The organism is Pseudomonas sp. M20 (assembly GCF_045037865.1).
Classification (GTDB): domain Bacteria; phylum Pseudomonadota; class Gammaproteobacteria; order Pseudomonadales; family Pseudomonadaceae; genus Aquipseudomonas.
Genome location: NZ_CP173611.1, coordinates 4354661 through 4377684 on the forward strand (window position 1 = coordinate 4354661; position 23024 = coordinate 4377684).

Here is a 23024-nt window from a genome sequence, read left to right on the forward strand (position 1 = left end):
GCTGCATCGCATTGATCCGTTGCGCGTGCTCCAGCGATTCGCGGAGCACATCCAGTGGCCTGGCCATCATCTGTTCGGGGTCAACCTTCCAGAACCAGGCCAGGTCATAGGCGACGGCAATCAGGTCGGTGATGGCGCCGACGCCGCACTCATGAAAAAACTCGCAACGGCCCAGCTCAACGCGTTGAGGTCAGCCAGATCCAACTGGTTGACCGACGACGGCGGAATGCCGGCGCACACGGCGATGTATTTGGCCGCCACGTCCATGTCGAGGCTGACTTCTTCGCTCTTGTCGATCTTGTACGGCAGCGCCTTGATCGCTCGCACCTCCTGCACCGTCGGACGGCGCAGGACGAGTTCGGTCAGGGGCTCGCCGTGAGCTTCGATCGCAACCTGAAGCTTCACGGCGCCGCTCATTGCCAGGTCCCCTTGATGCCTTCGAATTTCAGTTCGATGGTGGCGTCATCGCCTTTGGAGACTGGCTCTTCGACCAGGTACGCGCCGGCCAGCACGTAGACTTTGCCGTTGCTGAATTCGCAGGTGACAGTGATGTCGGTGCCTTCGATCAGCTTCTTCAGCGGGAAGTCGGCGGTGTGCAGCGCGGTCACTTTGAACGACGGCGCGATGTCGGTTTCCTTGTAGAAACCCGGTACGACGGTTTCGCGTTTGACCGCCATCAGCGGGGCTTCGCAGCCGCCATTGATGGTCAGTTGTGCGCCGTCGACTTTGACGTAGCAGGTGCCTGCAATCAGTTGACCCATGGTGTTACTCCCTTGCAAAAAAAAGCCCACGCGCGGTGGGCTGAAAACTTGCCGTCAAACGCGCGGATCAAGCCGCGTCGTCGTACTGCAGACGGAATTGGTTGAGCAGCGCGAACACGCGCAGACCGTTGATGTAATCCGGCGGGAACAGCACGTTCACGCGGCTCGGGTCCTGCACGTCGCGTTCGACGATCAGGTGCTCGGCGAACAGCTCGGCGTTCTCCACGTGGCCTTCCAGTTCGAGCTTGGCGTACTGGGCGATCAGCTCACCGCGAATAGTCGCCGGGGTGACGATTGGCTGGCCGGCACCGAAACGAGTACCGTCGGAGGCCAGTTTGTGCCGGCCGTATTTGCTGGTGATCACGCTTTGCAGACGGCGCACGATGAACGCCGACTGGTGCATGGTTTCGCTGTCCAGGTAGGAGTTGTCGGCCTGGCCGTAAGCGTTCTTCTGGTAGGTGGTGATCGAACGCTGGATGCGCACGTAACCGCCTTCGTAATACGCGGTGGCGATGCCGTAGTTGAGCAGCGACTGACGCTCGGTCAGGGTGAAGCGTTCGCTGGCCGGTGCCGGATCAACGCCCGGCAGGCTGCCGCTTTGCGTCGGACGGCTGGCGTCGGCGGAGATGAACACGGCGGTCCGTGCAGCCAGTGCGGCAGCCTGTACCCAGAACGGTTGCGGAACGCCCGGTTCCAGCGCCTGAATGGTCATGTGCTGATCGTTGCGTGCCTGGCCGGCAGCAACCAGAGTGCCGACAGTTCCGCGTTTGGCGCTGTAGACGTGACCGAACAGTTGCTTGGCCCAGGACCAGCGACCGGTGCTGTCATCCATCACTGCTTGCCAGGTGTTGAGGGTCGACAGATCGGACCATGGCAGTGCGATGAACTCGAACGGCTCGTCACCCAACGCGGCAATCGCCGCCACCTGATCCGGCACGCCGGCGCCGCCGGTCATGGCGGTGATCGCAGTGGTCAGGCCGGCCGGGGTGTCTTCGCCGTTGCTCTTGCCCAGACGATTGAATTGCAGGCTGATGTCGTTACCGCTGTCGCCCGTCCATTTGGCGTTCAGGGTCACCACACCTTCGGCAGCCGCAGCGCTCACCGGCAGGTCGGCGGTAGCGTTGATTTTCTGCGCCAGGGCGGTGGCCGCTTGCGCAGCGGTGGCACCGTTGACCACAGTGGCTTGCACACGCACGCCGCCGACATACAGATTCAACACGCCAGCCTGAGTGGCGGTGCCAGTCAGGGTCAGCACGCCTTTGGCGATCGCGCCTTCGGCGTTGTGCAGCGGCAGGCACCAGATCTCACCGATCGGGTCAGCCTTGCGAAAGGTCTCGTACATCGAGGCGAGCATCGAGCCCTGACCACCGATGCTCTTGGCCAGCGCAACGCTGGAGACCAAAACCAGTTTGCCGACTTCGGTCGGGGCAATGTTGTCGTTGACCTGAGCGACGATCAAACGACGCAGGGTCGAACTCGCGCTATTGGCGGCCGAGTTGTCCATTTCGGCATAGAACAGCGGTACACGAATGTCCGCGGGGATGTTGCTGAATCCGATCGCCATTATTTGGCTCCCTTTTGTTTGGCTGGTGCGGTTTTGAGGGTGATATCGCCGTCGGCCAGACGTCGGCGCCACCAGGCGCTGTCCAGCACTTCACGGCCTTCGGCCGGCAGCAGATCGCCCGCCTCCGGGTCAGGTACAACACGGCCGGCGGCCGGCAGTACGGTGATGCGATTGCTCATGGGGTTACGTCTCCAGAGAAAGTCATTTCCAAGCGCCCATCGGGGCCCGGGCGTTTCAGGTTGGGGTCGGCCGGGTCGATCGCATCGACCCGCACGGTGGCCCCGGTAAAGGACGACAAACCGTCCAGTTCGCGTTCGTGCCAACTCTCCGCAGGCTGACTTGGCAGATTGCGGCCGAGCTGGAACTCGGCAAAAAAACGCAGCCGGTAGAAGGCGCGGCTGCTGTTGATCGAGACCAGTTCACCGCCGTCGTAAACGATGGCGCTGTAGTCTTTGTCGGGCTTGAACCCCACCACCGCGCGCCACAGTTCGGCACGCAAGTCGTGCAACAGATCCAGCGCTTTTGTAGCGTCGGTGGCGTCAAGCACGAGGACGATTTCGAAGCGGTCGCGAATCGGTTGGGTGGCGAGGTTTTGTGTGGTGCTTTCACTCGCCAAGTCGGCCAGTGGCAGCACATGGGCCGAGGGTGTCGGCAGATCGGCATTGCCTTGCAGCAACGCCAGATCGACACCCACCGAAATGTGATTGGCAAGGCCAGGGCATTGCCCACGCAACTGCGTGAGGATCGGGGTGATCTTCATGGGGGTGTTCCAGAATGATGAGAATTGCGCAGGACCCAATGTGGGAGCGAGCCTGCTCGCGAAAGCGGTGTCTCAGTCGCTTTCAATGTTGGATGTTCCGGCCTCTTCGCGAGCAGGCTCGCTCCCACATGGAGATGTGTCGTCAGTCTTTGGATTCAGCCTTTGGATCGAGGCCGCTGGCATCGATCAGGCAGCGATAGCTGTTCTCGCGATTGCCACTGGCGGTGACCTTGTCGATCGACCAGCGCCCGCGCATGAAGTCCGGCCAGGTGTCATCGAGCAGCACCAGGCCTTCAGCCGCCAGCCGTGGGTCGCCGGGGCAGGTGATCTTCACCTTGAACTTTTGTCGGAGCATTTTGCGCACTTCGCCCTCGCCGACGGCGATGGCATCCGCTTCGTTGGGTTGCTTCTGGCGGATGGTCTTGAACGGCGCAAGCCCGGTTTCGACCCAGCGCAACACGCCTGTCGCCGCATCGACAAAACAGGTCTTGCAGCCCTTGGCCTGTTCGCGGGCGGCCTCTTCCAGCGTGGCGCTGATGAAGGCGTGATCGCCGGGACGATTGTTGTGGGTGACCGACAACGTCACTTCCTGCAGTTTCTGGCCCGAGATTGATTTGATCTGCCCGGGCCGCGCCAGCACATACGCATCGCCATAAGGTTTGGCGACCAGGTTGTACTTCTTTGCCAGCCGCGTCAGAAAGCCCATATCGGTTTCATTGGATTGGTCGACGTGGGCGATCTTGATCATCGACACGTCCGCAGCGACACGCGATGAAAAACCGTGCTGCGACACCAGTTTGCTAAACAATTGACCGAGCGTCGTCGGTCCATGACTGGCGGTGCGGCGCTGCTTGAAACCGGTCTCGTCGTCCTTGCTGAAAGGTGCTGCAGTGGCCACCAGGGTCAGGCGAAACGGAAACAGCGTCGGTGTCAGGCGAGTGACTTTGAACTGGCCCTTGTCGACCATCTCTTCCATTTCCAGGTAACCCACCAGCAGGCCGATTTTCCCGCCCAGATTTGGCAGCCCTTCGAGGCCTTCCAGATCAATGGTCAGGGTCAGTTGATCCGACTCGATACCGGCGGCATCAATGTGTTCCCAACTGATCAGACGCTGGTTGAGCAGATCCGCGTTTGCGCCATAAATCTGCACGACCGGGGTAAAACCCAATGCCATACAACCTCCTTAATCCCAAGCCGTGAGCGCTTTGATCGCGGCGGGTTTGCTGTCGAGTTCAGGCAGCACGACCCAGATACCAGCGGGCAGAACCGGGCCGTGTTCAGCCAGGGTCGGGTTGAGTTTCCACAGGGCTTCTTCAGCGGCATCATCGCTGCGCCCGGTTTCGCGGTAGAGCAGAAGATTCACCGAATCACCGGCCACGCTTCGAACCTTACGCATTGTTGAACTCCGCCAATTCGATGACCCAATCGACCACCATCGCCGTACCGTCATCGATGATCTGGCTTTGGGTTTCCTGAACGTTGTTGATCCGCCACAGACCCCAGTTGCGACCGATGCCGTCAATCAATGGCAGCGGTATGCGCAGTGCCTGCAAGGCGCGCAATTCATCGAGCCGATCCATGGCCACGGCGTACATCGATTTGCCGGTGATGGTCAGGGTTTCCGACTTCTGGCCGGTCTGGCTGGATTTCGGTTTGCTGGTGAGAATCTGTATTTCGCTCCAGCCGCCATCGGACTTGCGCAACAACGTGTGGTACGCAAATTGGCGCGACAGGCCGAAGATGAAGCTGCCTAATGCCATTTGTTGTTTCATTAGGCGACTCCATCGGTCAGGGCTGCGTCACGGCGGGTGGCGAGGAGATTGGTTGGCATGATTTGACCCAACTGCCCCATGGTTGTTTGTACCACCAGATTGGCGAGCGCCTGGGCGCTGGCCAGATCCTGGCCATTGATCTGAATCGTTGAGTTGAACGTGACAGGCTGGCTGGCGGCTGTGGTGGCCGGGATCGCGGAGGTCGCCGAGGTCGCGATCAGGTCCTTGCTGACCTGAGCTGGCGCGTCAAGACGATCGACTTGGGTCCCCAGCTTGTCGCCCAGCGACTCACCGATGGCTCCCCCCGCCATGCTTCCGAGCCACCCGCCAATTGCAGTACCCACGCCAGGCAGAATCAGCGTGCCAAGCGCGGCACCGACAGCGGCGCCCGCTGAAGACCCGGCCAACGAAGCACCGGATGACACCACTGAACGCGTGTCCCCGTGCATCACACCATTGACCAGTTCATATCCCGCGCTGAGCAGGCGCAGCGGCGGCGCTTTTTTGGCCAGCAGCGCGCCGGCCTTGGCGTAGGAGTCGGACAGCGGCGCGGCGTGCATTGGGCTGGCGCCCGATGAGCCGGCGAATGCCGTCATGCTTGCGGGCCACGCTGAGGGCTGACGAATGAGAGGATTGCGAGCTGCAGAGCTGCCGGAACCAATCAGTGGTTGATGGCTCTTTCGCTGGGTCAAAGAACCGAGGCTCACCCTGCGTGGTTTCAGGCCTCCACCCTTTCTCTGGGTGGGCTTTTTTGGGTTTGGCTCATCAAATGGCGAGTTTTCAACGGGCTTACCGCTATCGCCGGCAACATCGATATCCGCAATCCATTTGCCAAGTCCCTTCGGCAGTTTCGTTGCGATACCCTTCACAAGCTTGCCAACGAAATTGTCGGCGGCCTTTGCCAGCAACGCCCCCACAAACGCCGTAAGCCCCGCCGCCGCAATAGTCAGAGACGTAGCGACTTTCGGGTTTGCCTCGGCCTTCTCCGCCGCCCAGTTCAATGTATTGGTGAGGGAGTCCAGCGTTTGCGCATCCGGAGCGACCGCTGTCGCCAAACGGTTTCTACTGGCGTCGTAAGCGTTCCAGCTTTGCTGAGGACTGCCGCCAGCCGGATCGGCTGATCTCTGCACCGCACCTTTGTATTGCGGCTCGGTACTTTGGGTCGGTCCCTGAAGGGGAACCGGCGAGAACGTCGCTTCAGCAGGTTCCGCCATCAATTGATGCAAACCGTCGCTGCCGGTCGATAGCCTCTTCAGCAACTCGGTCTGTGGATCGAGCGGTTTTCTCGCGGTCAGCAACGCAAATGTCTTGTCGACATCCTGGGGTTTATCCAGCAGTTTGCTGACGCCTTCATCACCGTTGAACAACGTCTTGATCAGTGCCGATTGTTGGCTCGCCGGCTTTTGTTTAAGAGCCTCGAGTGCCTTGAAAACGGTTTGCGGCACATCCTCGTTGAGCTTGTCCGGCTGGAGTCCAAGTGTTGCCCAGGCTGCACGCTCGGCGACCGAGCCTTTGGCACCTTTGGCCAGCGCAGCGCTGATGCTTTTCACCGATGTAGCGGCGCCAGACGTGTCCACATCTGCGTTGAGCAAAGCGGCCGCAAGAGCAGCCAGTTGCTCAGGTGCAATACCCGCCGCGACTCCTGTTTCGCCAGAACTCTGTACCACCGAGCCGATGTCGGCTGCGGTCGCTTTCAGCGAATTCTTCCCGAGATGAATACTGGCGTCGGCCAAGCTTTGAGCCTGCGCGCGATCAAGCTTGAGCGAGGTTCTCCAGACCGTCAGCATTTCTCCAGCGGCCTTCAGTTCAATGCCAAACGCTGTCGCGTTCGTGGCGGCATCACGGCCGAAATCCAGCAGTTCCTGTTCCTTTGTGTCGCCAGTGAGATTGGCGCCTACCCCGGATTTGCCCGCGGCATATTCGACCTCGGCCAGGCTAACCGCGGTCGCACCACTGCCTGCCACCGTTTTTTCACCGGCCATTGCCAGGTTGGCGATCTCCATGCTCTTGAGATCGCCGTCCATGCCCGGCACTTGTTTTAGCCTGGCCATGGCCGTTTGAAGCGCCATGGTCGACTGCAGAAACGCGGGAGGCTGACGCTGTTCGATCTCGGTCGTGAGTTTCGACTTCGGCGCACTTACTGGCGCCGACGTTGGCGAACTGGCCTTCGACAGCGATTGCAGCGCGACCATGACTTCCCGAAGCTTGATCTGCTCCTTGATCAATAACCGGATGTCCTGACTGGCGGTCACGACCGCGAGCTTCAACTCCGCCAGTGGATTGGCAATAACGTCAAATGCAGACCTCTCACCTGCCAAGCCAGCGTTGCTGAACCCGACGCTGCTGTTCGCGCTGGCCAGCATTGGCGAATACCTTGTTTCTGCCATGCCGCTCTACTCCTGTTTCACGCCTAGGCGAGTGATCGCTATGTCGTAGCGGCGCAACGCCTTTTCGGCGTCCCATTCCAGAATCTCCGCTTCACTTACCGGGTAAATGAGCGGGACGATATCGAGGATTACTTCGATGTCGCGTTCCGAAAGTAGGCCGCCGGCTGGTTTAAAAAATCGTCGATACGCACCTGCAATTGCGTCCAGTCCGGGACGCTCAAGTGGGCCAGATCAGGGATCATCAGACCGGTGCAGTGGGCGGTGATGAACTCGGCGCGTTCCTTGGCCGTTTTCAGTTTCTTCATCACTTTGGTGGCGCGCAGCACAGGCATTTCCAGGCTCAGCGAGGTCACGGTGCGGCCGGTTACGGCGAGCGGTTGCAGCAGTTGCACCTGATCGGGATCGTCGGACTTTTGCGCGTCTTCGACCTGGTCGAGAAAGTACGACGCAGGGCGTGTCGACATCTCGTGCACGTACTGGGCGATGCTCACGTAGTCCGGGCGCTTGAGCTGGTCGAGTTCTTTGACCGACAGGCCAGTGGCGAGCAGCGCCAGCTCGAAGAACTGATCGTCTTCGTCATCGCCGGCGCGTTCCAGCGCTTCTTTCTGTGCGGCGTAGAACAGTGGCTTGAGCTGGATCTGGTTGATCTGCGAACCATCGTCGCCGGTGATCGGCGACAGCAGGTCATGCTGGGGTGGCATCCACGACATGTATGAATTCCTTGGTGATTCTTGGGGGTTACTCAATTTCTGCCAGTCACACTGGCCCACTGTGGTAGTGAGCCTGCTCGCGAAAGCGGTCGTTCAGTCACATTGATGTTGAATGTGCCAAAGGCTTCGCGAGCAGGCTCGCTCTCACAGGTTTTGCGGTGTAACGGGTTACGGCATCAGCACCGCACGACGCGCATCACCGAGGATGTCGACGCCGTTGAGGACGAACTTCTGGGTACGCACGTCGATGTCGATCACCGGAATGCCGTTTTCCAGGCGGTTGTAGGTGCGGCAGGAGAAGTCCAGCGTCGTCAGAGCCTTGCCGCCCATTTTGATTGCGTCTTCGCCCATGGTTTTGAGCTTGCCGCCGATGGTGTGGTAGGTGAACCAGGTATTGCCGTCCTGATCCTGACCGGCTTCACGCACGTTCAGCAGGATGTCGTCGCCCAGTTTCACGCCCATCGCCAGCAACACTTCAGCACCGGTGCCTTGCAATTTGATCTGCGCATTGAGCGGCTTTGCACTCTTGGCCATCTCCTCGACGATGAAACGCCCGCCCGTCATGCTTTCCATGTCGAAATCAATTTTCGGCGGGGTGAATTCTTCAACAGTCGCCGACAACGGCAGGCCTTGGAGGGTGGCCGCGATGGCCTGTCTTACGCGGTTGGTAAACATTAGAGAACGTCCTCCAGGAACTGCTCGATGATTTCATCGCGGGCGTTGAGTTGATAAACCATGTGTTCGTTTGGCGCGTAGCGGCCGTAGTCGATGACCACATACCAGGTGCCGTTCTTGTACTTCTCGACGCTGTTCAGTTCCGGGTGCAGATACACGCTGCCGCCAGGGATGGTTTCGTCGGCGACCAGGGTTTGCAGCCAGTCGTTGATGCGCTTGACCTCTTGATCCATGAAGGACTTAGTGAGGTTCTTGGCCATGGCTTTCTGGCCGGCCTTGACCAGCTTGCGGCTGATCGCATCTTCGAGGCCGACGTAGCTGATGAACTTGCCGGTGATCGAGCGGTTGCCCAGCAGCGAGAAGCCGCCGAGCACGGTGCGGGCGTAGTAGCTGACGCCGTAGCGGTTGAGCAGATCGCCTTCGGTGGAGGTGTCGAGAATGTTGTACTCAACGACCCGCGAAACGTCTTCGGCGTAGGTCACCTGGTTGCCCGGGCTCTCCCACTGCTTGACCTTGGCCAGTGCGGCAATCGCCAGGCTGGAAGGCGACAGGAAGACGTTTTTCTTCGCCGCTTTCGAGTACACGGCCGGCATGTTGTGCACCACCAGGCAACGGTCGAAACCGAGGTCGGCGCCGCCGAGTTCCTGGCTGTACAACACTTGATCGGCAACCGAGGCGTCCTTGCCATCCAGCACCACACGGGCCTTGATGCGCTTGCCGAACGAGGCGAACTCGCTGGCCACAGCTTTGGTGCCGGTGAAGCCCGGCGCGCCGATGATGGTCAGGTCTTCCGGGACACTGCCCAGCGCGGCCAGACCGAGCTTGCGGCCGGTCAGTGGATCGACGCCGCCGATCACGTTGTTGACGGTGTCGGCCGGGGTCGCACCCGCCTCGACGATGACCACGTAAACCGGCACCTTGACCACTTTGAGGATCTGGTAAACCGCGTGGTACAGGGTGCCCTCTTCCGAACCGGTCGGATCGAGCAGCGCGTGGGTGGTGAAACTGTTGATGCGGAACGGTGCGTTACGCGGAATCAGCGGATCGGCTTTCGGCGCGGTGCCGACCAGGCCGATGACGTTGTCACCCAGGCCACCCATGGCCTCGGGGGATTCGGTGGCATTGACGGTAATGCCGTTGTGCTCGAAGTTCAGAACCTCAGCCATAGTCAGTCAGCCTTCTTGGCAGCGGCCTTTTTGGCCTGGGTGGTTGGGGTTTTCAGTTCCAGTCGACCGGCGAAGTGCAAGGCACTGGCCTCGACGTCGAGCAGATCAAGGTCTTGACCGATGCTCGACCAGTGCCCACCGCCGGTGGGGAATGGGACGAGCACGGTGTAGGTTTGGCGGGTTGCCATTTTTCGTTTCTCCATAAACGGGAAAGCCCCTCTTGGGGAGGGGCTTGGCGGGTGTTGAGTGCGTTTGGGTTTGGAAAAAAACACCCCGGATTCAGGGCATTTATTGGAGCGCTGCGGTATCTAGGGAGGCCCGTGAATAGACCACCAGGAGTTCATGGTTAACCTATTGCGGGTCTAACGTCGGCCGCCGCTGCTTGAATCGCAATGATTGCTTCATCAGCAATTTGCTTAGCCTCCATAGTGGACCCCGTTGCGATCTTCTGTTTGATCTGCTCCTTCGCCTGCAGGCGATTCTCGCGGATAAGGTTTAACACCTGCACATATTGGCTGGCCTCAGCCAGCATACTGTCGGCGGCTTCACGTGGCGTTCGACCCGTGATCGCCCAAGCAGCAACCGTACGCGGCACTGCATCACCCGGATAGCCATCATCCTTGAACTGCTGAGCCTCAGCAGTAGCACGTTCATACTCAACAGCACGCAATGGGTCGCCGGCAACGAGCCGCCGAATTTCGTCAGCATAGGTGTCTATCCGCAAACAAATCTCGTCGGCGGTCGGCACTGGCTCTCCGTCCTGCACCCACATGCCAGTCCATTCCCCAGTTTCCTTGTCTCGTGCTCCGGTAAATCGTGGGTTCCAGCAAGGCTGGGGAAGTGGAATGAGCGTCCAGTCAGAGTAATTTTTATTACTGGCGTCGGAGTAGAGAAATCCGCCTTTTGAATCCAAGATGTAATACATGGCTTGCCTTCACGCTAGTTGAGTGCAGAGGTGAATTTGAGCTTGGTAGGCGCTAGCTCCAGCCGACGCCCCCACTGACAGGTCGATGCTGAGGTTCCCGTTGGTTTCAAGTGACCAGGAGAGGTAACCAAACGCCAAAGGTGACGACGTAACCCAATCCCCGGTACCACAACATCTGAATCGAGGCCTCGCTCCGGGCGGTAAAACACACAAAAGAGTTGATTGACCACCAATCGCGGTTCCACGGGCAAAGTCGATTGAGACATACAAGTTGCCGTTAGCCGTCCAATAGCGCGAAGTGTTCGCGTCGTAGAACCCGTTCAGAAAGGCCGGAGCGGCCAGGTTTTTAGTTGTCGAGAAGTCGGCAATGGCCTGATTGACGACGCCCTGGGTACCCGCTGTGGTGTAGGCATCGGTTATCCCGTAACCCGCGAGAGTAGCCGGCTTGCCGGAGCCGATTTTCGACCAGTCAAGGAACGGGATGTCTGTCGCGGAAAGTGCTGATCCCCCTGTCACCAAACCTTTAGTGTTAACGGTAACCTTTGTGTAAGTACCGGCAGCAGCGCCTGAGTCGGCAAACGCTATGGATATGTTGGCATTTGCCGATCCATCAAATGACGCGCTACCGCTCGCCGCGCCGGAGACGGAAATACTCCGAGGTGTTTCAAGCTTTCGAGACGCGACTGCCGTTGCGTTGATTCCAAGGGCATCAGTGATCCCGAACCCGGCCAACGTATTGGGGTTGGCGCCGGCAGTCGCCCGACCATATTCATCAACCGTCAAACTCTTGTAAGTCCCGGCAGCAATCCCGGTGCGACCGGCCAGCATCTTGAACGTCAGCGCAGTCGTGCCGAGGGTAATCGGCGCATTGGTGGTGAGGTGCCACAGCGAATCACCGCTCGCCGTGCCCTCCTCCACCATCACTGTCAGCCCCGGTGTGACCTTGGCGCTGCTATTGGCATCCGTTGCCCTCACCCAGTCGCCATTGCCGACGATCCACAGGCCGTTGTCCTTGGCCAGCGTCTGGTTCGCAACAAGCACGCGGTCGCCAGCAATCACTGCGACGCCGTCAATTTGCTGCGCACCGTTCAACACGATGTTGGTGGATGCCGCAACACGCACCGACTGCTTACCATCCAGCTTGCCGAGTTCTTCGGCGAGATAACTCATGACCCAGGCACGCGTGGCCTTAACAACGGTGTCATCAATCAACAACGTCACCAAGGACGCATTGCTGGTCTCGAAAATCGAGCGGATATAAAACTCTTTACCCGAACCCGACGTCGCCAGCACCGGCTTGAACGACTCCGGATATTTGACGATGGCGTAGAGAATCCCGGTATCAGTCCACAGCCCCGCTTCCCGCACATACCAGCCGCCAACATCCGGCGGAATGGTCACTTCGGCGAGCAGCCAGCTCGGGTTCTTCTCGTCCTGGAACAGCGCATTGAGCGGCCCGCGCCAGACTTCGCGTTTCAGCGCGGTGGCGGTCGCGGCCGGATTGTAGACCGAGCCGCCGCCATCGCCGACGGAAATCTGTGTCAGCTTGATCGGCGTGCCCGCAGCCTTGCACGCTGTTTCGTAGGCAATCCCTGCGTTGGTAAGCAGGGTGTAATAGTCAGCCATTCAGGCCCCCTGAGGATAAATTGTGGATGTTTCGACGGTGTACATGCCGGCAGCCATGAACGCCTCTCCCGAGGTTTCGAGCCCTTCGATGAACACTGGATAAACCGTGGTCAGCTCGCCACAGAACGTCGCGGCGCCGATGACGTGATTGCCGAAAGCGCTCAAGCCAACCGAGACCGTCAGCACATCCCGTTCGCTCTTGGCATCGGCCAGACGTCGGTCGAGACGGGCGTCGATTTCTTCGCTGTAGGGTTGGTCGCTGAAGGCTCGTACGGAAAAGCTGTAAGGCGCACCGGGCGGCGTCTGTTCGTACCAGGCGCGGATTTCCGGGCGCAATTGCAAACCCTTGGCGGCGTTTTCCAGCGCCTTGCGAGTGCCGGCCTGACGCGCGGTAGGCCAGGCCAGTTCAACGGTCAGGCGTTTTTCCGCTTCCGGTGCGGCGGTGCTCCATTCGGCGACACCGCGATCCGCTGCCAGATAAGGCAAGAATGCGACCGGTGTTTCGCTCGGGTTCATCAGTTCGGGGAACGGCGGCGCGATGCGATCAAGCAGTGCGCCAAAGCCCAGATCCAGGCCTCGTTCGAGTGCCGAGCTGTTGGCCGGCAGCAGCGTCGGACGCTGAGTTTTCTCACTCATAGCGTCAGCACCTCAACCTCGACCGCCGTGCAATACGGCGCTTGAAACGCCGTAGTCACGATCGGCGCCAGCGGTTCGAGAATCTGCAATTGCACGGCGCCGGCACTGTGCAGCGTGTAGTCGATCCAGCTCGGATCAACCCGACCTTCGAGACGATGGCAACTGTCAGCGTAAGCCTGCAATTGTTGTTGCGCGGCGACTTTGGTCAGGCCCGAATCGGGGCCGGAATTGATCTTGGCGACCACGCGAATCTTGTAGCGCTGAATATCGGCTGCCTTGACCATGACAAGGTCGGTTTCCGGTCGTACATCAGGCCGTGCGAAGTGCTGACGAACGCCGTCAAGCAATGCCTGGGAAGGCGTGCCATCGTCGTCGCGGGACAGCACTGTGACCTGCACCTCGCCCGGCGCGGTACGCCGAGCATTGCCATCCTTGACCTGCGCAGCGAGACCGTCCGGGTCGAAGGTGTAAGTGACGTTCACCACACCTGCCTCGGTGGATTCGACCTGCACCGTGGGACGCTCGCCAAGGGTGAAAACTTCGCGGCGATACTGCATCCGCGAGCCCGCCGCCGGGGCGTGTGGCGCCAGGTAATAACGCAGGCGGGCGTCGTCGTCACTTTCGTAGATCGCTGGCACCGGCGGAAATGCTGCGGGGTCGCCGGGATCAAGCAACTGCCGCTCAAGGCCCATGTCCGCCAGCCGCGCATCAAGGTTGCTGCCAGTCGCCCACCACGCCAGCATCTGTTTGATGCGAGCGTTGTATTTGCGCTCGTGGGTTTGCAGCCGCACACAGAAAGCTTCAAGCGCCAAGGTCAGCAGTTCGCTTTCGTTGTCCAGGCTGGTCGTGAGTTTCGCGGCACTGTCCGGCGAGCGCGCGCCGACGTATTCAATGACAAAAGCCTTGAATTCGGCGAGCAGGTCTTCGAAGGCTTCAACGGTGATCAGCGCGGGTTCGGCCAATTGGTTCTGGCCGGGGATCAACATGCTCATGTCACGACCTCGAAGGTTTGTTGACGGTTTTTCCAGGTACCGGCGAACCGCAACAACAGGCCGGCACCCTGACGACTGGCGACGATCACTTGCGGCTGAAAATCGTCAATGCCGTTTTGCTTGTTGTAGAAGGCTTGCGCCGCGTAGCTCTGGGCTAGAAGCAGAACGTCGTCACCGAGGTTCTGCCCCAGCAGCGTGGGGATCAACGAGCCATACAGGGGCCTTTTTTGCCGGGTGCCCAGCGGCGTAGTCAGGGCCCGGGTCGCGCGCTGCACAAACTGCAGCCAGTCGTCGACCGTGGCCCCGCTGTCTCTATCGATTCCGATCATGGGAGGCTCTTGAATCAGGGGCTGATGACGCGGCCCTGGTGATCGACCAATGGGCCGCTGAAGTGCACGCCCGAAGCGTCAATGGTCAGGCCGACTGCACCGAGTTGCAGGGTGATCAGTTGTGGTGTCATCGCTAACCGGGCCGGGCCGATGCTCAGCTCCAGCGATTCGCGCGAACCGCTGAAGGCTGCCGGGCCGTTTTGCCAGTGCAGAGTGTGCGAGGCGTCGTCGTAACCGCTTTCGCTGCCATCGACATGCACTCGGCGGGTCAGCGTCGGTACGGTGGCGGTGGGTGGAAAACGATCACTGTTCAGACCGAACAGCGCCACAGATTGCGCGCCGCTTTCGCCGCTGCCGTAGTTGAACAACAGACACTGTTCACCCACTGTTGGAATCCGCGACTCGCTTTGTGCGCCGGCGCTGGGGTTGAAAAACTTGATGGCCGGCGTCAGCAAACCACCGTGACTGACCTGACAGGTGTTGCTCGCAGCGTCGACGCTCTGGCAAATGCCGATGCGGCAGAAGCTTTCAGCACGGCGGTGCAGGTCGTCGATTTCCGCTTCCATTTCGGCCAGGCGTTCGATGATCGGACCCAGCTGCATACGCAGTAATGCGTCGAACATCGGTCAGGCCTCCAGCGTGGTGTATTGGTCGGGGTCGTCGATGTTGCTGACTTCCCAGGTGCGGGCGAATTTCGGGATGCCCAGCGGATCGTCGAGCAAGGTCGGGCCGAGGTAAAGAGTCTGGCTGAACGTCAGCGTCCAGGCTTTGTATTGCTGATCGGCGCGAATGAGTAATGACGGCAAGCCATCGATATTCACTGGCAGATCGCATTGATCACCGGGCAAGTTCCAGCCGTTGTCGGTGATCAGGTTTTTCAGCACAGCGGTCAGATCGCATGCTGCAAATGCGCTGGCAGAAAGGGCCGGAATGACTTGCAGGGACAACGTCATGGCATGCGCAATTCGTCCGTCAGCGGCGCGCACTCCAGTCCCATTCCGGTCGAAGTCGATCAACACCCAGGCCTGATCGCCCGGCGCAGTGAAATCATCGTGATTGCCGACGTTGAGGTTGAGTCCGGCAGTGTTGCGCAGCGTCGTCGCGATGGCTGTGAACAGTTGCGACGGCTGCTGGATCGGTGTGGGCATACATGACCTCCTTTTCGATCGTCCACGCGCAGTCCTGCCGCCCAAAGGGCGGCATGGACAAACAGTCAGGGTTAAGGTTGGTCGCGCGGCGGGACGTCGCAGACGCCGATGCGCTTGGCGGCCCAGCGTTCGTACAACCCGATGGCGACGTCGGCGCCAGCCATCGCTGTCAGGCAACCGAACGCGCCAGCCGCCCAGATCGACATGCCGGCGGCATACAGCAACATGATCGCCGACACGCCGCAGATCATGCAGGCGCCGGAGCGCAGGGCCAGACGGCGCAGCAGCGGCCAGCCACGTGCGCCCTCCTTGTCGGCGCGCCACATTTCGCCGGACACCCCGCCGACGACGGCAAGAAGGATGACCAGCCAGATCGGCATGTCCGCCAACGCTTGTTGCTCGTTTGTCATGTCACGCCTCCTGGTGTGATGGATGAAGGGTATGTGTTGGGTTCAATCGGTTTCTCTCAGGCAGGCATTCCAAAAAGCCCGGCGCTGTGGCCCGGGCTTTTCAGTAATGCGCTCCCGCAGACAGGTTTTGAAAATGGCGATCAGAAGGGCGCGGCCGGCCAGTTGATGATTGGAAATGTGTTCTGGTTTTTCACTTCGCCGACAGCGATGAAGTACTGCTTGTAGGCTACCAATGTGGCTTCATCAGCCGCAGTGGCGATACCGAGGTCCAACTTGTATTGCAAAGGGTTGAATTTCAGCCAGCGTGTTGCGTCGTCCAACCGGAGTTCTATGCGACCGCTCGTAAACAACTGCTGCTCCGGAACCGTCGTTTCAACAAATTCATTTCCAGAAGGCCCCCACACCAGTTTCATTCCCGCTTGAACGGTTTCGTTACCGGTGACATCGCGCCATGAAGCACTTGGTTCACCTACCGGTACGGCTGGCGCCTCGCCATCAATGTCCACTACTTGTAGAACCACGGTGTAACCCATGGCCGTAATTGTGAGTGCATAACGATTCATTCAAATTTCCTTTTTGGCTAATTCTTGAGCGAAATGGCTTGGTGTGTTTGTCAGTACGGCGCTACCGGCCAGACGATGTTTGCCGGATAACCCGGCTGCTTATCGATGTCGCTGACGTCAATGCAATACTGCTTGTGAGTCAGCAATCGAGCCTGGTCTTGCGTTGTGGCGATACCGAGATCAACTTTGAACTGAAGCGAGTTGAGCAGCAGCCAGTTGGCGCCCGTATTCAGCAGTTGCCATTTCTGTTGTTCCGCTTCGTTACGCAAGTCTTCATCCGTGGGCGGCGAGAATAACCAGATGCCATTGAACGTCGCCCCCCAACCCACGCGCATGTCTGTACTACCGGTTACATCGACCCATACCGACGTTGGCGAAGCAGGTGCATCAGGACGGACTTCGCTTTCCTTCAATTGGACAACTTTGTTGTATTCAACCAATGCGTAGAGATTCATCGGGTATTCCTCAATGTGTGGTCATTTCAGGTGAGTGGCGTGAAAACTTCCGGTAGGCATTCCAAAAAGCCCGGCGGCGATGCACCGGGCTTTTCAGTAATGCGCTCCTTCGCCTTCCTTCAAATCCTGTGTCCAAGAAGGAAGTTGACTGTTCGGCGCTACTGGCGCGGTACGAGTCCATTCAAATTGTTTTTCCGACCGCGGTCCCTGCCCGCCGGATAACTGCTTCTGGTGCTTTACGCTGCACACCCGGGTCAGTTGCCAACCCTCTGAACCGTTGAGGCCGGTTCATCGCTGCCTGTTCTTGTGGAACTAAAGAGCTTTCTTGCCAGCCGCTTTGTCGAGCGGCTTGGTGGCAAGGATATGCATGTATGCATATCCAGTCAATGCGCAAATGCATTTATTTATGCATTTGAAATGCACAGATGCATGGGAGCCCCGCAACTCAAGGGTTTGGCGGTTTCATCAAGGCGAAAAAAAACCCGCCGATTGGCGGGCTTATCTGAAGTCGGTGTGGTTAGCGGGCGTACATGCCCCACCAGAAGACGTGACCGAGGATGACGATCTGCTCTTCCTGGATTTCCTGGAAGCTGTAGTCTTCGTCCGGATGCTCATCGCGATTGAAGCTGCGCAGACGAATGCCGGTCGGCAGGCGATAGAGTTGCTTCACGCGCAACTGGCCGTTGTGATTGATCGCGTACAGGTCGCCATCAATGATGTCGCCGATCCCGCACTTGCCCGCATTCACACCAACGGTGGCGCCATCACGCAACACCGGTAGCATACTGTTGCCGCGCACTGTCACGCATTTGGCCTGATCGAACTGCACGCCGTTATGGCGCAGGCTACGCTTGCCGAAGCGCAGGCTAGAGCGCTCGCTCTCTTCGATGACGAATCTTCCTGATCCTGCTGCCAATTCAACCTCGCGAAGGAACGGCACCGATACTTCGTCATCATCGACCGGCGTATCGTCGTCCCACAGCATTATGTCCTTGAGTTCCGCGTGTACGTCATCACGCGCGGCTCCGGCCGACGGCGCGACATCTGCGCGCCCGCGCAATTGATCGGTGCTCACGGCGAAGTACTCGGCGATCTTCGAGATGTGTTTATCCGAGGGATCGACGATCTTCCCGCTGAGGATCCGCGAGAGAGTGGATTGAGGCACGCCGGTGCGACGGTGGAGCTCCGTGGGGGAGATCCCGTGCTGGTCGAGCAGTGCTCTTAAGACGGAGGCTACGTTGCGTTTTTGCATAACGCGCATAGTGCTTGAAGTTTTTAATGAAGACAAATGCTGATTTGCATAAATCGTGCATAAATACACCTTTCGGTGAAGAAAACCGTCACCCGGCTGCGATGCCTGCGTCCGGCAGACCGCCCATGGTAACCTTGCGCCCATCGCGCGAAAGCCTGGCTGATGCCCCCGCTTTTGCCCTACATCTTTTAACGAGTTGCCTGACAATCCGATGAATAAAGCCGTCTCCGACCTGTCCTCCCACACTCCGATGATGCAGCAGTACTGGCGCCTGAAGAATCAGCACCCGGATCAGCTGATGTTCTACCGCATGGGCGACTTCTACGAGATCTTCTACGAAGACGCGAAGAAGGCGGCCAAGTTGCTCGACATCACGCTGACCGCGCGCGGGCAGTCGGCGGGGCAGGCGATTCCGATGTGTGGCATTCCTTACCACGCGGCTGAAGGCTATCTGGCGAAGCTGGTGAAGCTTGGCGAGTCGGTGGTGATCTGCGAGCAGGTCGGCGACCCGGCAACCAGCAAAGGCCCGGTGGAACGTCAGGTAGTGCGCATCCTCACCCCTGGGACGGTCAGTGATGAGGCGCTGCTCGATGAGCGCCGCGACAACCTGATTGCCGCCCTGCTGGGTGACGAGCGCCTGTTCGGTCTGGCCGTGCTGGACATCACCAGCGGCAGTTTCAGCGTGTCGGAAATCAAAGGCTGGGAGAACCTGCTCGCGGAACTGGAGCGGATCAATCCGGTTGAGTTGCTGATCCCGGATGACTGGCCGAGGGACCTGCCAGCGGAAAAACGCCGTGGCGTCAGTCGTCGTGCGCCGTGGGATTTCGAGCGTGACTCAGCACTGAAAAGCCTTTGCCAGCAGTTCTCCACCCAAGACCTGAAGGGCTTTGGCTGCGAGAACCTGACCCTGGCCATCGGCGCTGCCGGTTGCCTGTTGGCCTACGCCAAGGAAACCCAGCGCACCGCCCTGCCCCATCTGCGCAGCCTGCGCCACGAACGCCTGGATGACACCGTGGTGCTGGACGGTGCGAGCCGCCGCAATCTTGAACTCGACACCAACCTCGCCGGTGGCCGCGACAATACCCTGCAATCGGTGGTCGATCGCTGCCAGACCGCCATGGGCAGCCGCTTGCTGACCCGTTGGTTGAATCGCCCGTTGCGCGATCTGACGGTATTGCTGGCGCGCCAGACCTCGATCACTTGCCTGCTTGATCGCTACCGTTTCGAAAAGCTGCAACCACAGCTCAAGGAAATCGGCGACATCGAGCGAATTCTCGCGCGAATCGGCCTGCGCAACGCGCGTCCTCGTGACCTTGCCCGGCTGCGCGACGCCCTTGGCGCACTGCCTGAACTGCAAGTGGCGATGACCGATCTGGAAGCGCCGCACCTGCAAGGTCTGGCGACCACCACCAGCACTTACCCGGAACTGGCGGCGCTGCTGGAGAAAGCCATCATCGATAACCCGCCGGCGGTAATCCGTGACGGCGGCGTGTTGAAAACCGGTTACGACAGCGAACTCGATGAACTGCAATCGCTGAGCGAAAACGCCGGTCAGTTCCTCATCGATCTCGAAGCCCGCGAGAAAGCCCGCACCGGCCTGAGCCATCTGAAAGTCGGCTACAACCGCATTCACGGCTACTTCATCGAACTGCCGAGCAAGCAGGCCGAATCCGCCCCGGCGGATTACATCCGTCGCCAGACGCTGAAAGGTGCCGAACGCTTCATAACGCCTGAGCTGAAAGAATTCGAAGACAAGGCGCTGTCGGCCAAGAGCCGCGCCCTCGCCCGCGAGAAGATGCTGTACGAAGCGCTGCTGGAGGACCTGATCAGCCAGTTGCCACCGCTGCAGGACACCGCCGGTGCGCTGGCCGAACTCGACGTGTTGAGCAACCTTGCCGAGCGTGCGCTGAACCTCGACCTGAACTGCCCGCGCTTCGTCAGCGAGCCGTGCATGCGCATCTCCCAGGGTCGTCACCCGGTGGTCGAGCAAGTGCTGACCACGCCGTTCGTGGCCAACGACCTGAGCCTCGATGACAACACGCGCATGCTGGTGATCACCGGCCCGAACATGGGCGGTAAATCCACCTACATGCGCCAAACCGCACTGATCGTGCTGCTGGCGCATATCGGCAGCTTCGTACCGGCAGCCAGTTGCGAACTGTCGCTGGTCGACCGCATCTTCACCCGTATCGGCTCCAGCGATGACCTCGCGGGTGGCCGTTCGACCTTCATGGTCGAAATGAGCGAAACCGCCAACATCCTGCACAACGCCACCGAGCGCAGCCTGGTGCTGATGGACGAAGTCGGTCGCGGCACCAGCACTTTTGACGGCCTGTCGCTGGCCTGGGCTGCAGCCGAGCGCCTGGCTCATTTGCGCGCCTATACGCTGTTCGCTACGCACTACTTCGAACTGACCGTGTTGCCGGAAGCTGAGCCACTGGTGGCCAACGTCCACCTCAACGCCACCGAGCACAACGAACGCATCGTGTTCCTGCACCACGTGCTGCCCGGCCCTGCCAGTCAGAGTTACGGTCTGGCAGTAGCGCAACTGGCCGGTGTGCCGAGCGAAGTGATCGTGCGTGCCCGCGAGCACCTGAGCCGACTGGAAGAAACCGCTTTGCCGCATGAAGCGCCGAAACCCGCCGCCAAGGGCAAACCGGCGACGCCACAACAAAGCGACATGTTCGCCAGCCTGCCGCACCCCGTGCTTGATGAGCTGGCTAAACTGGATCTGGATGACCTGACCCCGCGTCGTGCGCTCGAAATGCTCTATGCACTGAAGAACCGGATATAAGCACTGAAGAAGCGGATATAACGCAAACGGCTTCAAGCTGTTAGAATCTCGCGCGGTTTGGGATGCTGCTGGCTAATAGCCTGGCCAGCAGATATCGCTCCCGAACCTGGCGACCCCAACCGTGAAGGGGCAACGCTGCCGCCGCCTGAGGAGAAAATTAGAAATGACCTTCGTCGTCACCGACAACTGCATCAAGTGCAAGTACACCGACTGCGTAGAAGTCTGTCCGGTGGACTGCTTTTACGAAGGCCCGAACTTCCTGGTGATTCACCCGGATGAGTGCATCGACTGCGCCCTGTGCGAACCGGAATGCCCGGCTGTAGCTATCTTCTCCGAGGACGAAGTTCCGGAAGAGATGCAGGAGTTCATTCAACTGAACGTTGATCTGGCTGAAATCTGGCCGAACATCACCGAGAAGAAAGAATCGCTGCCGGATGCCGAAGAGTGGGATGGCGTCAAAGGCAAGATCAAAGACCTCGAACGCTGATCTGCCACGCGCTCGAATGAAAAGGCCCCTTGCGGGCCTTTTTGCTTTCCGCATTTTGCTTTTCTGCGGGCAAAAAAAAGGGGCGGTATGACCCGCCCACATTTTTTCCCTATTCCCTGTATTCCTTTTCATCGTCCTGATGAATCGCGTCCTGCGATGTCCATTCCCCTCTTCCTTGAAGGGCGTGTCTGTCCGTCGACACAACCCAGATACTAGAGAATTCCCCGGCCAGAGCAATCGGCACGGAGACCGCAGAAGCGCTGTAATAAGCACTTCACATTAAAAAATAAATATATAAATCAATAAGTTAAATAAGAACACCGAAGCTAATCGACGTCTGCCGTCTTGTAAAAATAGTGAACACTTACGAAAGAGTAAGCCAAGGCTTACAGCGCGAGACTACAAACGATGGAATTGCCGACCGTACGTCCGGCAGTTAACAGGGATGCAAGAGATAGCCAACAAATCCAGGCCAACAAAAAGCCCCGAACCAGTCGGGGCTTTTTGCGGGCGGACGTGTGAGGCGCTTACTGAAACAGCGACTCGCTCGACAGGCCATTCTTCTCGAGGATTTCACGAAGGCGCTTGAGGCCCTCCACCTGGATCTGCCGTACCCGTTCCCGGGTCAGGCCGATCTCCAGGCCTACATCTTCCAGCGTACTGCTCTCATGACCGCGCAGGCCGAAGCGGCGTACAACCACTTCGCGCTGCTTGTCGGTCAGCTCCGACAGCCATTGATCGATGCTCTGCGACAGGTCGTCATCCTGCAGCAGTTCACAAGGATCAGTCGGGCGATCATCGGTGAGGGTGTCCAGCAGGGTTTTATCCGAATCCGGACCCAGCGAGACGTCGACCGAAGAAACCCGCTCGTTCAGGCCCAGCATGCGCTTGACCTCCCCCACCGGTTTTTCCAGCAGGTTGGCGATTTCTTCGGGTGAAGGTTCGTGGTCGAGTTTTTGCGTCAGCTCCCGTGCAGCCCGCAGGTACACGTTGAGCTCCTTGACCACATGGATCGGCAACCGAATGGTCCGGGTCTGATTCATGATCGCGCGCTCGATGGTCTGACGAATCCACCAGGTCGCGTAGGTCGAGAAGCGGAAGCCGCGCTCGGGATCGAACTTTTCCACCGCCCGGATCAGCCCGAGGTTGCCCTCTTCGATCAGATCCAGCAGCGACAGCCCCCGATTGACGTAACGCCGGGCGATTTTTACCACCAGCCGCAGGTTACTTTCAATCATGCGCTTGCGCCCGGCCGGATCGCCACTTTGCGACAAGCGCGCAAAATGAACTTCTTCCTCCGGGGAGAGCAATGGGGAAAAACCGATTTCGTTGAGATACAACTGCGTGGCATCAAGTGCACGCGTGTAATCGATGTACTTATGTTGTTTAAGTGAAGCGGAGTGTTTGGATTTGGAACGAACGGAAGGTGGAGCAGCCCCTTCATCATTCGACATCGAAGATTCCGAATCGATGCCGGCCTCCATAAGGAGAACCTCATCGTCGATGTCAAACTCCGGCACTTCTTTACTGAGAGCCATTGTTATAGTCCTTTGGTGAGTTCGACCCCAAGCTCAAGCGACGCCTTTATCCTTGGCAGCGCTGGAGCCTGTCC

27 protein-coding genes are annotated in these 23024 nt (G+C 59.2%); 2 read left to right on the forward strand and 25 right to left on the reverse strand.

Going from position 1 to position 23024, the window contains the following annotated elements; translation table 11 throughout:
* Nucleotides 1-120 precede the first annotated feature (120 nt).
* From ACI514_RS19400 to ACI514_RS19515, 24 genes are all read right to left on the reverse strand, one after another.
* Complete coding sequence (locus ACI514_RS19400) at nucleotides 121-417, reverse strand: phage tail assembly protein (protein WP_007908778.1); 297 nt, start codon at nucleotides 415-417, stop codon at nucleotides 121-123.
* Complete coding sequence (locus ACI514_RS19405; RefSeq protein WP_007908779.1) at nucleotides 414-761, reverse strand: phage tail tube protein; 348 nt, start codon at nucleotides 759-761, stop codon at nucleotides 414-416. The genes ACI514_RS19400 and ACI514_RS19405 overlap by 4 nt, the downstream gene beginning before the upstream one ends.
* 67 nt (nucleotides 762-828) lie before the next feature.
* Nucleotides 829-2325, reverse strand: a complete 1497-nt coding sequence (locus ACI514_RS19410) for a phage tail sheath subtilisin-like domain-containing protein (protein ID WP_160056277.1) — start codon at nucleotides 2323-2325, stop codon at nucleotides 829-831.
* Nucleotides 2325-2504, reverse strand: coding sequence for a DUF2635 domain-containing protein (locus ACI514_RS19415; protein WP_093436496.1), 180 nt, complete (start codon nucleotides 2502-2504; stop codon nucleotides 2325-2327). The genes ACI514_RS19410 and ACI514_RS19415 overlap by 1 nt, the downstream gene beginning before the upstream one ends.
* A complete protein-coding gene (locus ACI514_RS19420; RefSeq protein ID WP_405122223.1) occupies nucleotides 2501-3085 on the reverse strand; it encodes a hypothetical protein in 585 nt (194 codons plus the stop codon). The genes ACI514_RS19415 and ACI514_RS19420 overlap by 4 nt, the downstream gene beginning before the upstream one ends.
* Before the next feature lie 142 nt (nucleotides 3086-3227).
* Nucleotides 3228-4259, reverse strand: coding sequence for a phage late control D family protein (locus ACI514_RS19425; RefSeq protein WP_405122224.1), 1032 nt, complete (start codon nucleotides 4257-4259; stop codon nucleotides 3228-3230).
* A gap of 9 nt (nucleotides 4260-4268) precedes the next feature.
* Entirely contained in the window at nucleotides 4269-4481 is a 213-nt protein-coding gene (locus ACI514_RS19430; protein ID WP_064393145.1) for a tail protein X, read from the reverse strand.
* Nucleotides 4474-4857 (reverse strand): phage tail protein, encoded by a 384-nt coding sequence (locus ACI514_RS19435; protein WP_160056271.1) that lies wholly within the window; start codon nucleotides 4855-4857, stop codon nucleotides 4474-4476. The genes ACI514_RS19430 and ACI514_RS19435 overlap by 8 nt, the downstream gene beginning before the upstream one ends.
* Complete coding sequence (locus ACI514_RS19440; RefSeq protein WP_405122225.1) at nucleotides 4857-7220, reverse strand: phage tail tape measure protein; 2364 nt, start codon at nucleotides 7218-7220, stop codon at nucleotides 4857-4859. The genes ACI514_RS19435 and ACI514_RS19440 overlap by 1 nt, the downstream gene beginning before the upstream one ends.
* Before the next feature lie 152 nt (nucleotides 7221-7372).
* Nucleotides 7373-7954, reverse strand: a complete 582-nt coding sequence (locus ACI514_RS19445) for a phage tail assembly protein (RefSeq protein ID WP_160056267.1) — start codon at nucleotides 7952-7954, stop codon at nucleotides 7373-7375.
* A 168-nt stretch (nucleotides 7955-8122) separates the two neighbouring features.
* The gene (locus ACI514_RS19450) at nucleotides 8123-8629 is read right to left on the reverse strand and encodes a phage major tail tube protein (protein ID WP_160056265.1); all 507 of its coding nucleotides are present in this window, start codon (nucleotides 8627-8629) and stop codon (nucleotides 8123-8125) included.
* Entirely contained in the window at nucleotides 8629-9795 is a 1167-nt protein-coding gene (locus tag ACI514_RS19455) for a tail protein (RefSeq protein ID WP_034154903.1), read from the reverse strand. Before ACI514_RS19455 ends, ACI514_RS19450 begins: the two co-directional genes overlap by 1 nt.
* A 2-nt stretch (nucleotides 9796-9797) precedes the next feature.
* Nucleotides 9798-9983: a hypothetical protein gene (locus ACI514_RS19460; RefSeq protein ID WP_007908808.1), complete on the reverse strand. Its 186-nt coding sequence runs from the start codon at nucleotides 9981-9983 to the stop codon at nucleotides 9798-9800.
* Between the two features lie 158 nt (nucleotides 9984-10141).
* Nucleotides 10142-10720 carry a hypothetical protein gene (locus ACI514_RS19465; protein ID WP_405122226.1) on the reverse strand — a complete coding sequence of 193 codons (579 nt, stop codon included), beginning with the start codon at nucleotides 10718-10720 and terminating at the stop codon, nucleotides 10142-10144.
* Nucleotides 10721-10729: 9 nt separating this feature from the next.
* Nucleotides 10730-12346 (reverse strand): phage tail protein, encoded by a 1617-nt coding sequence (locus tag ACI514_RS19470; protein ID WP_405122227.1) that lies wholly within the window; start codon nucleotides 12344-12346, stop codon nucleotides 10730-10732.
* Complete coding sequence (locus ACI514_RS19475; protein ID WP_160056257.1) at nucleotides 12347-12982, reverse strand: phage tail protein I; 636 nt, start codon at nucleotides 12980-12982, stop codon at nucleotides 12347-12349.
* Nucleotides 12979-13974, reverse strand: a complete 996-nt coding sequence (locus tag ACI514_RS19480) for a baseplate J/gp47 family protein (RefSeq protein WP_160056255.1) — start codon at nucleotides 13972-13974, stop codon at nucleotides 12979-12981. The genes ACI514_RS19475 and ACI514_RS19480 overlap by 4 nt, the downstream gene beginning before the upstream one ends.
* Nucleotides 13971-14303 (reverse strand): phage baseplate protein, encoded by a 333-nt coding sequence (locus tag ACI514_RS19485; protein WP_160056253.1) that lies wholly within the window; start codon nucleotides 14301-14303, stop codon nucleotides 13971-13973. The genes ACI514_RS19480 and ACI514_RS19485 overlap by 4 nt, the downstream gene beginning before the upstream one ends.
* 14 nt (nucleotides 14304-14317) lie before the next feature.
* Nucleotides 14318-14926, reverse strand: coding sequence for a phage baseplate assembly protein V (locus ACI514_RS19490; protein ID WP_160056251.1), 609 nt, complete (start codon nucleotides 14924-14926; stop codon nucleotides 14318-14320).
* 3 nt (nucleotides 14927-14929) lie between these two features.
* Nucleotides 14930-15451 (reverse strand): hypothetical protein, encoded by a 522-nt coding sequence (locus ACI514_RS19495; protein ID WP_160056249.1) that lies wholly within the window; start codon nucleotides 15449-15451, stop codon nucleotides 14930-14932.
* 71 nt (nucleotides 15452-15522) lie between these two features.
* Nucleotides 15523-15861 (reverse strand): phage holin family protein, encoded by a 339-nt coding sequence (locus ACI514_RS19500; protein WP_160056247.1) that lies wholly within the window; start codon nucleotides 15859-15861, stop codon nucleotides 15523-15525.
* 140 nt (nucleotides 15862-16001) lie between these two features.
* Nucleotides 16002-16424 (reverse strand): tail fiber assembly protein, encoded by a 423-nt coding sequence (locus tag ACI514_RS19505; RefSeq protein ID WP_405122228.1) that lies wholly within the window; start codon nucleotides 16422-16424, stop codon nucleotides 16002-16004.
* A gap of 50 nt (nucleotides 16425-16474) precedes the next feature.
* Nucleotides 16475-16879: a tail fiber assembly protein gene (locus ACI514_RS19510; RefSeq protein WP_160056243.1), complete on the reverse strand. Its 405-nt coding sequence runs from the start codon at nucleotides 16877-16879 to the stop codon at nucleotides 16475-16477.
* 517 nt (nucleotides 16880-17396) lie between these two features.
* Nucleotides 17397-18131, reverse strand: coding sequence for an XRE family transcriptional regulator (locus ACI514_RS19515; protein WP_007908821.1), 735 nt, complete (start codon nucleotides 18129-18131; stop codon nucleotides 17397-17399).
* A 211-nt stretch (nucleotides 18132-18342) separates the two neighbouring features.
* On the opposite strand from ACI514_RS19515, the gene mutS reads away from it, so the two are divergent.
* Together mutS and fdxA are read left to right on the forward strand one after the other, a co-directional pair.
* Nucleotides 18343-20925: a DNA mismatch repair protein MutS gene (gene mutS, locus ACI514_RS19520; RefSeq protein ID WP_405122229.1), complete on the forward strand. Its 2583-nt coding sequence runs from the start codon at nucleotides 18343-18345 to the stop codon at nucleotides 20923-20925.
* Nucleotides 20926-21088: 163 nt separating this feature from the next.
* On the forward strand, nucleotides 21089-21412 hold the full coding sequence (gene fdxA, locus ACI514_RS19525; RefSeq protein ID WP_008077096.1) for a ferredoxin FdxA: 324 nt from the start codon (nucleotides 21089-21091) through the stop codon (nucleotides 21410-21412).
* Between the two features lie 527 nt (nucleotides 21413-21939).
* Here fdxA and rpoS read toward each other — a convergent pair.
* Nucleotides 21940-22950 carry an RNA polymerase sigma factor RpoS gene (gene rpoS, locus ACI514_RS19530; RefSeq protein WP_016985073.1) on the reverse strand — a complete coding sequence of 337 codons (1011 nt, stop codon included), beginning with the start codon at nucleotides 22948-22950 and terminating at the stop codon, nucleotides 21940-21942.
* Between the last annotated feature and the right edge of the window lie 74 nt (nucleotides 22951-23024).